This window comes from Halomarina salina (genome assembly GCF_023074835.1).
Lineage (GTDB): Archaea > Halobacteriota > Halobacteria > Halobacteriales > Haloarculaceae > Halomarina > Halomarina salina.
The window spans coordinates 2,020,476-2,035,684 of the sequence record NZ_JALLGW010000001.1; the positions used below are offsets into that span (position 1 = coordinate 2,020,476).

Sequence of the window (15,209 nt, forward strand, 5' to 3'; positions counted from 1 at the left end):
TTCCGGATTTCATCCGCGCCAGCCGCTTGTACGATGTCGAGAAGGGCGAGCAGATCCTCTGGGACTGGCGTCGTAATCAGCCCGCCCGTTCGCGAGAGACTGGTGGCGAACACGGCGACAACGATGAGTGGGGGGCCTGACCGTGTCTCGCTACATCGAGGCCGCCCCGCACGAAGGCGACATACGATTCACGGTTGGAGTCCACCCAGACGAGCACGTCTCCGATCACGGGCTAGCACCCTACTATGCGATGGACAGTCTCCTCAAAGACTGGGGAGATCGATGGAAGACGGAGGGGAAGCCGACGGAGACTATCCAGTTTATGGGCGAAGAGTGGGCCACCAGCTTCGATTACTCGAAGAGTGGGCTCGATCCGTGGGACTATTCGGACTTCCAGATCGAACAGGTCCGTGAGTTCCACTTCTACTTCGTTGCGACCGACTCGCCTCACTACAGCGGCAAGCGTGCCGACCAGGACCGTCGGGTAAGAGGCGGGACGATCACAGTGCGCCCACGCTGGCCCAATCTCAAGTCCGAGGGGAAACCCGTGTCAGTCCCCAACTACGGTGCCCCATATATCGATGTCCAGGTGCAGGCATCGAATATTCCACACGAGCAGTATCTGACGCTCGTCAAGCGCGTGATGACTGCGTACGGTATCGCTGGGCGGTACTTCGACCAACCGCACCCAGACAGCCACATCAACGATTTGGCCTACTACGTGCGCCTGTTCCGGGGTGAGAGTGGACCGCTGTACGCTCCGGATGGTCCGATTGCCCGTGCGCACACGCTCATTCAGGGCGACCGGAGTGGCTACCGGAAGCACGTCGAGGACCATACCAAGATTCCCGGCTACTACGTCACCGCTACCGTCGAGGATGAGAAGGCTGGTGAACTGATTCGTGGCCATACACTCGGAAAGGAACTGAAACACTACTACCCGAACCACCCCGACGAGTACGACCCCGATCAGGCACCACATCACCCGAAATTCGAGGTCTCCTACCAGACGAAACGGACCGAGGAGACGGTACGGTGGAGCGATCTTGAGGATGCTCGTCGAGAACTCGAAGAGACGCTTCTGAATTGTCTCGAATGGTGTGGGCTCGCGACGACTGCTGAAAGCGACGCGTTCGTGCCGTTCGATTCGTACTGGCAGCTCAGCAATACCCACGAGGCTCGAAAGCTCGTGAAGTGTCCCCTGCCGGAGATCGAAAGCGAGCAGGAACATCGAGTGATGCAGTTGTGGGGCCAGATGACTGACACGGACCGGGACGTGACAGAACTACTGCTGACCGACGGCGGGAAGATCTCACCGAAGGATGCCGCCGAACGGACGGGCAACACCTACCGGACGATCCGAACGGTCATCGACCGGATGGAGGGACTCATTCGCCATACCTACGGAGAGATGGAATTGGAGTCTAAGAAGATCCAGCAGGAGCTGTTAAAGCGAGTGCGAGCAGCCGGTGACCGCTTCGAACAGTCCATCGAGAGCGCCACAATGGATCTCGCCGACGCGGCTGACGACCGACTTCCAAGCGCATGGGCTCGGCTCCGTCGTGAGTATGCGATCAGTCAGGTGGACGGTGAAAACTGTCGGAAACTACTGAAGGTCGGCTACCAGCCGAGTGACGAAGTCGAAGCTCGTGAAATCCTCCGCGAGATCAAGACGATGTATTGCCAGCACGTCGAGCCGGACATCTATGGCGTCCACGTCGTCATGAGGTTAGCTGATGGGTCCCGAAGACGGTGGCGCAACCTTCGCAACGCCTTTCAGAAGTCCGTCGAGCGACATAGAGAGCTAGAGCGTCAGAACGAGAGAGCGCGAGAGATGTTCGACTTCGAGGCGTGGATGGACGCCGGTTGTCCGCCAGCAGACGAGTGGGGTAGCGGCGGGTAGCAGCTGGCCTGGTTAGAGGTATCACTGTCCTACGCGGCTTATCGCGGCAATCTGGACTGGTTTTAGTCCCTCAACCCAGCAGTTACTGCTAAGAATTCCTCCAGCAGAGTCACAAGTAAATTGACCGACCATATCGAAACCGGAATGCGAGCTTCCGGTTTACTCTTACTCGTGTGCCTAAGGGCACGGAATCAAATTACATGTGAACTCAGTTCAGACGGCGTAGACGCGCTAGGCTATCAATCCGAGTATACAGCAGACTGCTTCTCAATCTGCGTTTGTTGGTCTCTCCTGTGTTGCATGATGTTCAAAAAGAATCTCCTGCTTTCTAAACAATGGATTCCTTCTCCCCAAAACGTTATTTATGCTTGTGGCAGTGGAATAGATTGATATATCGATGCAAATGAGCGTATTACCGGGTTCCTTCCTTTTGATCTTGACTGCTCTATTGCTATTCTATATATACTCCCGCACAATAAGACCTATTCTCGCTTCAAATCGCTGGGCATTCCCACCAACCAGTTCTCTGCGGATTAGAGTTTTCCAACGGAGAATCATAGACCGAGGGCTGTGGAGTACAATTACCGGGATAATCCCAATAACTCCTCTTTCAACGTACTTGAGTTTTATTTGGGTGATTCCGCTTTCTTTAGGATTGGTATTTTCTCTCGCGTATTTTGAATATCCTGGGGAACTGCTGATCTATGGTAGCATTGAGGCAGGCTGGCAAGCCCAGTTGACGATTACCAGCCTTAGCTTTGTGGTGCTAATATTCTTGCTTGAACAAATTAACCGCAGCAGGTACCGGGAGGGCGTTTTGCGTAGTTTCCTTTCCTCATCGAGGGTAATGCCGGTATTGTACTATACGCTTTCTGCGTCAGTAATTCTTACATATTTGACATATTATCATTCGCCAGAGAACTCTCAACCCCTGTTCCTTGACGCTACATTTTTCTTTCTCGTAGGTACAATCGTAGCAATCGGATATGTTTACTATCGGGCTGTTCGCCTCGTCTTTTCTGATTTGCTCGAAAAGCTAACGATTCAACAGATAAATAAAGGAATCAGGCTCCGAGCCATGGACAGAGAGCGAGTCCAGAACTCAGAATCCATAATCCGAGATCGCTTACCTGAAAGCGTCCATGTAAATAATCCTCCAATTCGAGCTGACCCAAATCAGACGGTCAGAAGTTATGACGCAAATGAAACTGGACTAGACGGGTACGTCGTTGACATAGATATCGACCGCCTATCCACTGCTATCAGCCAAGCTAAGGATTCGCTCGGCGAATCAGATGACTTATTCGTAAACTTGAAATTAGGGCTTGAGATGCAGCGAGGAATCAACTTATTGTCTGTCTATTCTGACAGTACGATTGCTCCGTCCATTCCGTCGGAGGTAATCGAATCCACCCAGGAAGCCATCTACTGTTCAAAATCTCTTCCTTGGAAGACTGGTGATTCGATAGTCGAGAAGAATATGTCTCATATTAGCGAGGAAACACGCAGAGCAATCACCGAAAGCAATCCTGTAGAGGTTGAGGCCAATCTAGAACGTTACTCGCTCTTGCTAGAGTCCGCATTGGAATTAGAGCAAGGTTCATTCGTCAATAGTGACGAGGCCTCAAAGATAGTTGACGGCCACGTCGATTCGATACTCCGGGAAATATATCGCATCATTGAAGCGGTCGCTGAGAGCGGTGTAACCGAAATAGTCACCGCAGTCCGAGCTGAGATTTTCAGATTTGCTTTAAAGTTTCATCGACGACGAGAGCCGTCACGGTTCCAAAGAACCGTTGGGTTGTATAATTCATTTTATCGGAACCTCAGTGCTAACCCGAATGTAGACTCAGAAGCGTTGAGAAGCCTACTATATAGCGTTGACAATCTTAGCACGTCTATTTTTGCTTCTCTGAAAGATGCTGACACGCCAAAAGATGCAGAATCGGTTGGAAAAAACATCGCTGACTTCTATGAGGTCGTCGACGACATGCTCAGATCAGCATTGCAATTAGGAGACGGAGAGACCTTCAATAATCTCTGGGAGTTAGGTCAGATTGGTTCCTATCGTGTTTCCGATTACCGTGGAATAATCGATCGTACGAGTGCGGAATACGATCAGGAATTGAGGAGCAGTTTAGTCACTCTCGTTCATGAATTGAGCAATGATACGATAAGCCAGATACAAGATCAGGGGGAAAATAGCGGTGGCGAGGACCTTTTGGGTAGACTCCCCGATTTTCCTAAGCTCGTGCGGCTTCAAAATCGACTTATCACTGCCGAAATCCAAATAGAAGTAGCCCAGTCAATACGCGATAATTTCAAAAAGATTCAATTTGTAGCTGCTTCTCATGCTTATAGGATGCAGCAGGTGGGAGATCTTGAGCCCACAGAGTTCTCTAAAATTTGCCAGACATCGTTGAGTCAGTATGACGTGCACGGATTGATCGACGGATACACTCTGGCAATCTCTAAAGCACCCCACGGGATGAGTAAGTGGAATTGGAATGACTCTAATGCATTCAAAAATGCCTGGGTTGAGATGCCCTCTGATGATGAGGTTCTTGGCGAATTCTTTTGCTACATGATGTTGATTCTGATTGACCCCGATGAGTACGAATTAGACGGGATTACTGAATACAATAATCCGTTGGCAGAAGTTGAACCCAAGGAAAGAAAACCACCAAACCTTCGCTCTATTATCTCAAATATAGAAAAAGAAGATATTGCGGTGGAACTACTGAGCAGCGCCGACAAATTTGAATTTGAAGAACGACGCCGTATTCTCCAGGTCATGAACACAAATGCAAGGAAAATTCTCAAAGAGCGTAACCGTAAAGCGATAGCTGATGCCGATATTGATGATGACCTTGTTGCAGAGTTCAGAGATACTTATGAAGAGGAGTTCTGCCAGAGATTTATATTAAGGACAGTTCTGGATGATTTGGGGCAACTCAATGTCGTTGAATATGATAAGGATACAAGTCCGCTTCCTTCTGGCTACTCCGTCAATTATCCCAAGATTGCATTCTTACCAAATCATGAGGTGATAACCCATATTGGACGTGATGCTCAGAGTCACGCCGACACAATAACGTCAGCATGGATTTCTGACAATCGAGATAATATCAACGAAGTGGAGATGGATCCCGAGAAACCTTTGCCAGAAAAGATTGCGGAGGTTGTCAGAAGTGAGCCAGCAAATCCGAACGATTCTCATGCACTAATCCTTTCGGGAGTTCGCGCGCGGGCAGCAGTGAGAGATAGCGACTATTTCCAGAGAGGTGATGGGTCGACCGCTGACAGTGGGGTGTTCACAGTTGACAATAACGAAATCCCAACGTACTATGGTGGTGTCGAAAAGTACGATTTCCTGTTACTGATTGGCGAACTAAGCGCACTGGAGCTGGTTGAGTATCGTAATAATGGTCAAGTCGTGGATATTGAAGTGGATGCGATTTCACACGAATCGAACTCGGGTGATGATTCAGATAGAAGCGAGGACAACATAATAGACAGGGGCCAATACGTACATTTACAAATCAAACACTATGCTGAATTCAGTACAACGAGTTACTTTGCAGTAGGTGGTAAAGTGGATTAATAGTACCCCTTGTTGTATCACTTCAGTTAGAAAACTGCATCTAAACAGCTTGGTTTTAGTTACCATAGATTGTCCAGACCGGCCCCTCCTTATTAGCCAGATTTACAGTTTGTCATTCAACCTTGATAAAGAATGCCTCATCATCTACCCTCAACACTCAGCGACTGATTCGCGGTATCTATTCAGCACGCCCTCGGCAAACTACTATCGGGTTAAGAGTTCACCAGAACCTCTTGCTAAGGTCCCGTTGATCTTGGTGGTCATCGCTCCCTGGTCAAGCGTCTGATTGCTTTCATCGGATCCTTCCCAGTGAAGATTGTATTGAAAGCTCCTCGCCCGAAGCTGCCAAATGCCTCATAACCTTTCGCCACCGCTTGTCCTTGAGTGACGAGCTCGGCCAACCGCGTCAACTCCTCCTCGTCATAGGCTCTCGCTAGTCGGTCAAAGAGGGGTTCTTCAGAATCATACTCGACGAGTTCGCGATACCAGATCGTGAACAGGAGGAAGGTGAACCCACTCCGATCGCACTCTGGAATGGATATCTCCGCACCAGTGACATCCTCATAGAGCGTAACAAGCCGCTCGAATCGCGCGTCGTGTGCTTCGAGCTGTGCTTCCATCCATGAAGGATTCAGCAACTGTTCTGCAATATAGGGATCTGCAGGCATGAACCAATCATCGTCTCGGGGAGAGAACTGCCGGTAGATCGTCTGTGAATAGTAGAACGGGTCTGCTATGTCTGATTCCCGGCCCAACCATCGGAGCAGTGTGAAGCCAAGCGCGGGTCGAATGAACAGCACATCAAACGCTTTCTCCCCGTCGACGACCTGCTTTGGGTTAATCTTGGCACTGGATAGGACCGTCGAGAGATACGATGAAACCCTAGGTACAACCTGCTCGTCGTGGAGCCGTTCGAGTATCTCAGTGCAAATATCGGCGAGCTTCTCCGTGTTGAGCTCCGTCTCGACCCCGTCCGGAAGCTGGTCATCGATGTACCACCGAAGGAGGCCGAGCTCACACCCCGCCCAAACGTTCGAGAGATGATCGACGAGGAGCTGTGCACCTTCGGGTGTCGACTCTGTCTTAAGCGTCTCATCGATCGCTTTGAGCGAGAGTGAGAGGCCGTCTTTGACCTGTAGATGTCGCGCTCGAGCGTTGTTCGAACTGCTTCTCGCTGATCCACCCCCCCAGTCTGGTTCACCTCTCGGGATTCCAGTCTCGTCTGTTGTGGCGATGAGCTGATGCTGGTTGATGGATCGAACCGCTCGGGAGAGTGCCATCCCTGCAGTCCCCTGCTCACCAAACAACAGTGATTCGAAAAGGTCTTGCATTCCCTCTCGACCACCAGTTCGGCGCATATTCCCCTCCTCCCGGGAGTTCGGAATCGCTTCCGTGGTCACCTGCCGGTAGTTCGAATACTCCCTATCGGCGGTTTCGAGTCGAACGAGCTCGTCTTCCCATCCCGATTCGATGTTGAGTGTGAGGATGTCGCCTGCAGTCTGATGATCGGTTTGTTCATCGCCAGTGTTTATCGGTTCCCACTCGAACCTCACCGTTGGTTCACCGCTACGTGCAGTCAGTTTTACCGACGCTTCCGTTTCGAGTCCGTCTGCGACTATCTCAAGCTGGTCGCCATTCGTCTTCGATGTTAACCGTACATCCAGGAGGTCGATGTTCTGCTCGACGATATCGGACGAGCCTTCAAACGAGGGGTACGGACGAGTCTGGATGTCCTTCGAATCGACAGGGTCTCCAATCTGCGCCGGGAAGGCACCGGCACCAAGCAGCGGACTGGTGTTCCCTGTAAAGTACATGGAATTCGGTGCGTGACGGATGATCCCCGCCTCGATGTTACCGGAATCCGCTGTGTTGACGAGGGCGGAGCCAGTCATATTTGGACTCCCGAACAGACAGGCACTCCCCCAGTTTCCTTCGACTATGAGGAACTTGGCGTGGACCCATCGCCCGGTCGAGTGTGAGAGATGGTGGAGAGCCGTGCCTCCACCGAGGTGCTCGAACACGGCATCGAGATCGACGTGTGTCGACTCAGGATCCACGACGACGTGATATTCTTCGGCACCCAGCGTATCGGCTATCTCACCGAGTGGTGTGCCCGTGCTGAAGAACGGGGCGGCGAGCCACGCCTGCTCGATTTCGCCGACTGAATCGGCGAGCTGTTCGATGATCGGATTCTGAAGGTTATGGACGAACTGGGCGTCCGGTTCAGCTCGTGGTTCAATATCTACTACCCACTCGCTCACTTCGAGCAGCTGGCGTACCTGCGTCCATGTATCTCGGCCCGTCACATACTCGTCAGCGAGCGTCTCAAGGAAGGTTCGAATCGAGCGAGCGACGTGTACCTCCGCTGCACCAGCTGGGTCATCTGACTCGTACCCTGGCGTAATCATCGCACTGGTCGCGAGCTGCGCTGCAGTCGTGTACTCGTTTAGCGTCACGTTGGCTGAACTAACGACGAACGAAAGCTGCTCCTCACTTGCCGTGAGCCCAACTTTCGGGTGAAATACCTCCGTGGCCGAGATCGGCTCGAGATAATACTCGCCGCTGAGGTCGTACGGTGCCCAGTCCTCTCTGGTGATGGCACGATGGTACCGATCCTGATCCATCAGCACGACTGGCCGGGCGACCCCAGATTTGTGGAGCTGTTTGAGCAGGTATGTGCGAAAGAACGACGGGTCGAACGGATACGTCGTCATGGCCGCATACTCCGCGACGTCCGGCTTGAGTGCGTTCGAGAGGTTCACTGCTCTCCCCCGCTTCGGAGCCGGCTGATATACGTGTGGCCAGCGCCAGTCACAATCGGCTCCTCGTTTTTGTACCGGACGAGATTGCAGTCCTGGAGCATCGTCAGCATCCGCCCAAATCTGAGATTCTGCGTGCGCGGAGCGCCTGGCTCCGCTTCCGCTCGGAACGTGTCCGTTTCGAGGTCGTGGGTGAACGCGAGGGCGATGGTTTCGCCAGCGGAAAGCCGATCGTGGATGACGTACTGATGTGTCTCGAGCACTCGGTCAGTGAGTGTTTTGAACGCCGCACTGGCTATCCCGTTCTTCGATGCGTGACGTTCGAGGTGATCTGATAACGCTGGGAGCGACGACCGCTGTCGGCCGTACTGCTGTCGTAACAGCGTGTCAACGTCTGGGTATGATGTGGTGAGGTTCCGATACCGCTGGTCGACGAGCATGAGTGCCACCAGTCCTTGCCCTGTCGCCTGTCGCAGGAGTGGTTCAGCCGCTGCTTGCGTTCCAATCTGTGCCAGTTCCCTCCATGTTTCGTCCAGCTGGAGCTTAAGGGCTGGGAGTGTCACTTGGTCTCCGTCTATCGGGTGCCACCCCGTCTTGACTACCGACTTGAGCCGCGTTCTAAGTTCACCAACCTCCGGTGCTGAGAGCCCGGCTTCATTCTCGGAGATTGCTGGCTCAACCGAGGTCATTGGAGCTTCACCGTTGAGCGCCAGTTCGCGGGCCAGCACTCCTCGAGGGAGGGCTTTTCCTCCGCTACTCGACCGCGCCGCGAGCGCGTCATCTACCGTCGCTGAGAGCTCATCTGTATCAGTGATGACTGCCTCTAAAGACCTTCTCGTGACTCCTAACCCCTCCGCGAGGTCCAGATAGCGATAGAGGACCGACAGCAGTGATCGGAGTGCGTATGCTGCGTACCCTTGGAGCCAGTATGCCCGAGCAAGTACTCGGAACTCCTCGAACACCGCCTGGTCCGTCTGGTCAAGTGCGACGCGTTCATGTCCAGACTCCAATAGATCCAGCACTCTGAGTATGAACAGTCCCCACCCCCGTCGTAGCACGTGGACGTTGCTCGCGATGTCTTCGCGCTGTTTCTGGTCGTGATGGACTCCCCCGATGACGTGTTCCGGGTATGAGAGGGCTGGTATGCCGACTTTCTCCCCAACCTCAGTGAGTACCACGTCATTCCGGCTGGAGTCCCATTCGACGAATCCGAGGAAAAGGCGCTGGACTGCTTCTAACTGCTCAGCAAACTCCTCCGGTCGACAGAACGCCGCTTGGAGTGAGACGTACTCGCTGAACTCGTCTAATTGTGCGTGGGTGACTTCCTCCTCGAGGATACAGGAAAGCAACTCGTCAGCCACGGGCCCGATATGGTGGTCGACAGCATCCGCGACTGTGCGGCCTGCTGCGGTAAGGCCCAGCTGGGTCCCCGTCCTTCTGAGGTATATTTGACGAAGATTGCTCTGGATGTTGTCGATGGCATACGAGCTTTGGAGCAACTCGATCTCACTCAGGTCGACTGGGTCTTCATCCCAGAGCTCTTCTCGACCAATTCGTTGGCCCCCTGTCATTCCCCGAACTCCTTCGGGTGGGTCGTGTGTCTGCTGGTACCGATAGCTTGCCATAGCCAAGATCTCCTCGAACGTTCGAAGATGCGCTTTCTGTTCGGCTACCGACTCGTCGCTGGCCTCTGGGTGGTTTGAGATTTGGTGTGTCGCCCATGCAAAGCCGGAGAGGTAGCCGCCACGAAGGTAGACGTCGGTGGTGATCCCTCTTGCAAGGGTAGTCGCCAATCCGTTGCGGATGGAATCGGCCCGGAGTGGTGTTCGGGGTGCGCCCTGCTTATCAAGGCGACTTGTCCACTGGGGGTCGAGGGAGGACATCTACTAACTCGTGATCGAGCGAACAGATGAATATTGGTCCTTAGTGTCATTATGCTCTATTCGGATATCACTCGGTAAGCCAGAATGGTCTTCTCGTCCTTGGACAAAAGCCAGCCGCTCCTCCTCGCTGTAAGTATCTGACGTCGATGCTCCCGACGGCGAGACACAGGTCACGACGGGTGGCGTGGCGGCCTTCGTGGTCCGTACCCTGGCTGACGGCGAGCCACTATGCCGAATCGGTATCGTCGGTCCGGCCTGAATCATCGCCGGCTTCGGCAGGATTCGTGCGCGATACGCGCTATGTATACAGCACGAAGAAACTGTTAGAGATATAAAATTTGAAAACTCCGTCTAGTAGAACCACGCACTCAGTCAAACAATAGCGTCGCGACGGGGTCAGTCAGCGATTCGGCGAGTTCGGAGCACTATTTCCGCTCAGCCCATACAGTTCGGATCGATCAGTAGGCGCGTTGCGAATGGTCGCTCGTGTCGTGTTGAGACGCTTGGCCGCCTTCCGTTTCGAGAGATCGCCGGATGCGACCATGTCGAGGACCGCACAGACATCATGGTAGTTGTTACCCTCAACAAGTGTTTCATCCTCCTTCTCAAAGCCGAGTGGCGCTGGTCCGTGCGCGTAGTCGGGATTTCGACGGCGCTGCGCGAGGCCCTCGCGGGTGCGCTGTTGGGCCATCTCGGCTTCCAACTCGGCGAAGACGCCGAGCATCTGGTGCATCGCCTTCTGGTATGGGTCGTCGACGTCCGGAGCTAACCTGAAGCCCTCGGAGATAATGTGGAGGTCCGTCTCGGCTTCCTCGACGATCCGCTCGACCGTTTGGTCCAGGTCGCGAATCGACCGGGAGACCCGCGAGACGCTATTGACGACGACCGCATCATGTGTCTCGACATCCTCGATGAGCTCGCGGTAGCCAGCGCGGTTGACGTCCGTTCGGGTCGCCTAGTCCTGATAGAACATCAAGTCGCCAAGGTCGGCGTCAAGTTCGCGCTGGGCGTACTCGGTGGTGGCACTGCGCTGCCGCTCGAGGGACTGCTCCTCGGTGCTGACACGTAGATAGCAAGTAATTTGCGCCATCATCTCTCCCACCGGATGATAAATATAAAGACTGCAGGATATTCCCACCCTGGGAAAGAACTAGGTTTACTGCCACTCCATCGCGACCGGTGGTAGGAGGTACGCCTAATGGTACGAAGCGAAAATACCCGCAACAGCACAGCAACGAGTAGTCATAATAGTACCAAAGGATGGCCGAGTGCGGATTCTGTTCAACGGAGTACAAGCCGGTGCACGATTGAACTCAATATTTTACCCGCGATTGATTAGTTTGAAAACTGCTCGTTCCGTAGTTCTGCCTTCTCGATGAGCTCCTGGTTGAACGCGTCACCATCGCGCCCCTGGTGACGACGGCGGTGGCAATTGGGACAGAGCGCGATGACGTTCTCGGGGTCGTCCGGCCCACCGTCTGTGAGGCGCTTGAGGTGGTGGACTTCGAGGAATGGCTGACCACGTTTGTTCTTGAACGGTGCCGGTTCTCCGCATCCCTGACAGACGCCATCGGCGGTTTCGAGCGCGAATTCGCGGACGACCTCCGACCGTTTTCGGCGCTTTCCACCGCTTGAGGTACTGTTGGTCGTGGCAGTTGACGTCGACGAGCGCGGTGAGCTCTGCTTACCCTTCTGGAACAACTCCTCTGCGGACATCGACCCGAGTGTCCGGTCGCCGATGTCGACGTCGGTCCCTCCGGACGCGACCAACCGGAACCGTATCGCTTCTCGCATCCGACCGTCGGCGTCCGCAAGTGTGTCGACTTGGTGGCTATCGTACTCGAACTCGCCAACGTAGGTGACGATCCACGGTAGGTCCGTATCCTCGAAAAGGTGAACCGCCTCTCCGTTCTGCTTGTGGTCCCGGAGGGCCTTGTTCCCGTTCTCCATTGTCATATCCCCCTCTGCTCCCTCACCGGAGTAGAGGAACGTATCGTCGTCGAGGAATTCGTCTTTGTAGCCGTAGTCACTCCCCGATTCGCCAGTGACGATGATGATGAACGGGTAGTCTGAGGGCTTGGCGATACCCTTGTAGCGCTCACCCTTGAGCACGTCGTGGATGAGCCACCGACTGTACGTCTCGCCCACCTCAAACGCACCTCTCTCGAACTCAAACGCATACTCACCATCGGTTTCGGTGACGAGCTCCAGCGATAGCAGCCAGTCGAGGTGTTTCTGTACGACGCCTTCGGGAAGTGCATAATCTGGGAACACACTGCGGAGTCGGCCCTGTATCTCACCAACAGTGCGGTGACCCGATGCTATCGCTCGGGCAATCTCCCGGAACCCATCAACCGCGGTCGCCAGTCCCTCATAGATGACTGCGGGGTTGTCGTGTTCGTAGTACGCTGCGCCCTTGTTGGTGAGTTCGTACCACCCCTCAGACTCACGAATCAAGCCGATGGATACCAAGAACGCGATGTTTCGGCGGACGGTGGTCTCTGTTCCTGCAGGGGTGCTGTCGAGAATCCACTTCATTAGCTCCGTTTCATTCGGCTCTGCGCTCTTGATGAAGCCGAGTGTGTCGTGCAGGTACGCCATTCGCCCGTTGACGCCGCCGAAGAACCGTTCGGTTGTCATCCGCGTTTGGTCGGCCATCGTGTCGTCTTGACGTATTCTATTGGGGACATATGCACTCCGATTCGGAGCTCAACAGCACGACTTGACGTCACCCCACGGGCTCACGTCGCGAGAAGATTGCTTCACCCGATATGCACACGAGCCGTCGAAAGCTGTGTGTACCAGACACCGTATTTCGACGAAATTCGTGACGACCGCAACTCAGATCTCACGAGCAACCCCCCTATTTCGGCTCCAGCTTATATATAACTCAGACTTGAGTCCCTCCGATAGAACTAGGATTTAGCAGTCGTGTGTACGAGTATGCGTATCCGAACAGACGGCGACTACGCTCACCGAATGGACGCGATTGAGCAAGCCGCGCGGTTCTACGGCCAGAACAAGACTGCGAGTGTGGTGAACGCCTGTGAAGACATCCCACGACTTGCGAACGCTGTTGAGCGGCTATTGGGGCGCGGCGATCTCACCACTGAGCAGAAGCAAGAGATTGCCAATCTCTTTGACCTCGGTCAGAGCTTTAGCGTGAGATACTCCGAGACCGTAAACGTCGGTCAAAGCGAATAGTAGAACTGAGGATTCGTCCGCCGAGACCACTTATCGAGCAGCTTGAATATATCGCACAAAAAGAGGTTTGCGTTCGGAACATTCATTTAATCTTAGCTATCAGTTAGTCTCAGTGATGAAGGAGGGACAACGACTCAGTAGGCGAGACATCCTCAAATTGGCTGGCGCGAGTACAGGCGTAACACTCGTTGGTGGGAGCGCCGCATTCGTCCTCGTTGATGACAAGCAGAACCGAGGACAATGGGGCGGACTGATCAATGGGGGAAACGGGACGTCCAAGGGAAGTGCGAGTGTCCCTCAAGATGGCAATCGTAGCGATAGCTCCGGAGCAGAGCCAGAGCCCCACAATCCTGCAGATGACGAGTCTGGCGAGGGCCAGCGATCAAGAACCGGCGAGGTAGAGCCGTCCGCGACATGGCAAGAAACACTCGTTGGAATGCATGAGTACAGTGTCTCTGTCGAAGTGGATCTTGGCACTAAGGACGAAGTCTGGGTTACACGCGGTGTCAATCGCGATAACCGACTCATCACCTTCAGCCGAGAGGATGGGCGGATCCAGAGTGCCAAGGTAGCGGGGGAAGGCGGAGTTGTGGGCCCAGTCGAACTCTTGGATACCTTCGTGCTCTACCACCACAACGATACTCTCGATATGAACACGACCTTCGACACGCACCTAGCTGGGTCGAAAACTGATGTGTCCTATCCCATGCATCTCGAGTACATTCAGGGTGGGACCTGGCCCCGGGAGCTGTCAGGAAAGGTCGAAGAGAAGCGCTATACTGTTTCGTACGATGGACAAGTAGGAGTTCTTTCGACGGATATCCCTGTAGAGTTTCACGAGTACTTCCAAAACCGACGCCGAGCTCGTGATTACGGGGCCTACGTATCCGATGGGTTTGACGATACGTACATTGACAGTCTGGTTGACCAGTTCAAAGAGTACGGCGAACAGGAGGGGTATTCTGAGAGCCGGATGGTCGATCACATGGCTGCATTCGTACAGGGGCTAGAGTACACTAGAGACAGTGTCACCGCTGGGTTCGACGAATATCCGAGGTATCCAGTCGAGACATTAGTTCATGGCGGAGGAGACTGCGAGGACACCTCGATTCTGCTTGCGTCAATGATCGAGTCACTCGGATTCGGGACGGTGCTATTGAGCCCGCCAGGCCACATGGCAGTCGGGATAACTGGCGATGATGAGTTGCCAGGATCGTACGTCACTCACAACGGGGACCGGTACTACTACCTCGAGACTACCGGCGAGGGCTGGGGTGTCGGTGAAATACCAAGCGAATACGAAGGGGGTCAGGCCCGAGTCTTCCCGATCGACGATCATCCTGCAGTCACCTACCACTTCGGTACCGGAATTCACGAAATGGGGGGGCTGAAGACTGAGGTACAGTTCTGGAATACAGGTGATGCGCCAGCGCGGAACGTTCAACTCCAGCTCGAATTCGAGGACCGTAGTGGGCAGACAGTGATGACCAAGCGCTCGGAGGGAATGACCCTGGCCCCAGACCAGCGAATGACTGTTACGAGTCAATTCGAAGTCCCTGATATCGAGGTTCGCATCCGATCGGGGGTTTGGGTCGATGGGCAGGTTCATGACACTGCACAGGCGTCCGGATACCGAGAACCGGGTGAGTTCTACGGTCCGGACGGAGAACAGCTATAGTTGGTCTGCCGGTGATAGCTGGCACAGGCTTGGCATACCAGCCCGAGGCGCTACGCTACCAATCAAGTGGCGAAACCCCGACACTGTCCTGAGAGAAACTAGCGGTATGCAGCATTGTCTCTTTGGGCCCAGGACTCGAGATAAAGAGCCCAAATTGTTTCCACACTGGAAGAGAGCC

At 54.1% G+C, this 15,209-nt stretch carries 7 protein-coding genes and 1 pseudogene; 4 read left to right on the forward strand and 4 right to left on the reverse strand.

The window, feature by feature from the left end:
* Positions 1-142: 142 nt before the first annotated feature.
* Together MX571_RS10310 and MX571_RS10315 are read left to right on the forward strand one after the other, a co-directional pair.
* Positions 143-1,903: a DUF7845 domain-containing protein gene (locus tag MX571_RS10310; protein WP_247416265.1), complete on the forward strand. Its 1,761-nt coding sequence runs from the start codon at positions 143-145 to the stop codon at positions 1,901-1,903.
* A 634-nt stretch (positions 1,904-2,537) separates the two neighbouring features.
* The gene (locus MX571_RS10315) at positions 2,538-5,507 is read left to right on the forward strand and encodes a hypothetical protein (RefSeq protein WP_247416268.1); all 2,970 of its coding nucleotides are present in this window, start codon (positions 2,538-2,540) and stop codon (positions 5,505-5,507) included.
* A 260-nt stretch (positions 5,508-5,767) separates the two neighbouring features.
* On the opposite strand, the gene MX571_RS10320 is transcribed toward MX571_RS10315, so the two are convergent.
* From MX571_RS10320 to MX571_RS10335, 4 genes and pseudogenes are all read right to left on the reverse strand, one after another.
* Complete coding sequence (locus tag MX571_RS10320) at positions 5,768-8,269, reverse strand: phospholipase D-like domain-containing protein (protein ID WP_247416271.1); 2,502 nt, start codon at positions 8,267-8,269, stop codon at positions 5,768-5,770.
* The gene (locus MX571_RS10325; RefSeq protein WP_247416274.1) at positions 8,266-10,149 is read right to left on the reverse strand and encodes a hypothetical protein; all 1,884 of its coding nucleotides are present in this window, start codon (positions 10,147-10,149) and stop codon (positions 8,266-8,268) included. The genes MX571_RS10320 and MX571_RS10325 overlap by 4 nt, the downstream gene beginning before the upstream one ends.
* Before the next feature lie 400 nt (positions 10,150-10,549).
* Positions 10,550-11,242, reverse strand: a pseudogene (locus MX571_RS10330) (recombinase family protein).
* A gap of 242 nt (positions 11,243-11,484) precedes the next feature.
* A complete protein-coding gene (locus tag MX571_RS10335; RefSeq protein ID WP_247416276.1) occupies positions 11,485-12,807 on the reverse strand; it encodes an HNH endonuclease in 1,323 nt (440 codons plus the stop codon).
* 285 nt (positions 12,808-13,092) lie between these two features.
* Between MX571_RS10335 and MX571_RS10340 the strand changes: the two genes are divergently transcribed.
* Together MX571_RS10340 and MX571_RS10345 are read left to right on the forward strand one after the other, a co-directional pair.
* Positions 13,093-13,353 (forward strand): DUF7692 domain-containing protein, encoded by a 261-nt coding sequence (locus MX571_RS10340; protein ID WP_368409011.1) that lies wholly within the window; start codon positions 13,093-13,095, stop codon positions 13,351-13,353.
* Between the two features lie 436 nt (positions 13,354-13,789).
* On the forward strand, positions 13,790-15,031 hold the full coding sequence (locus MX571_RS10345; protein WP_247416281.1) for a copper amine oxidase: 1,242 nt from the start codon (positions 13,790-13,792) through the stop codon (positions 15,029-15,031).
* Positions 15,032-15,209: the final 178 nt, after the last annotated feature.

Coding starts and splice junctions, on each gene's coding strand:
- MX571_RS10335 (WP_247416276.1), bottom strand. CDS start 12,807: ATGGCCGACCAAACGCGGATGACAACCGAACGGTTCTTCGGCGGCGTC.
- MX571_RS10340 (WP_368409011.1), top strand. CDS start 13,093: ATGCGTATCCGAACAGACGGCGACTACGCTCACCGAATGGACGCGATT.
- MX571_RS10325 (WP_247416274.1), bottom strand. CDS start 10,149: ATGTCCTCCCTCGACCCCCAGTGGACAAGTCGCCTTGATAAGCAGGGC.
- MX571_RS10345 (WP_247416281.1), top strand. CDS start 13,790: ATGCATGAGTACAGTGTCTCTGTCGAAGTGGATCTTGGCACTAAGGAC.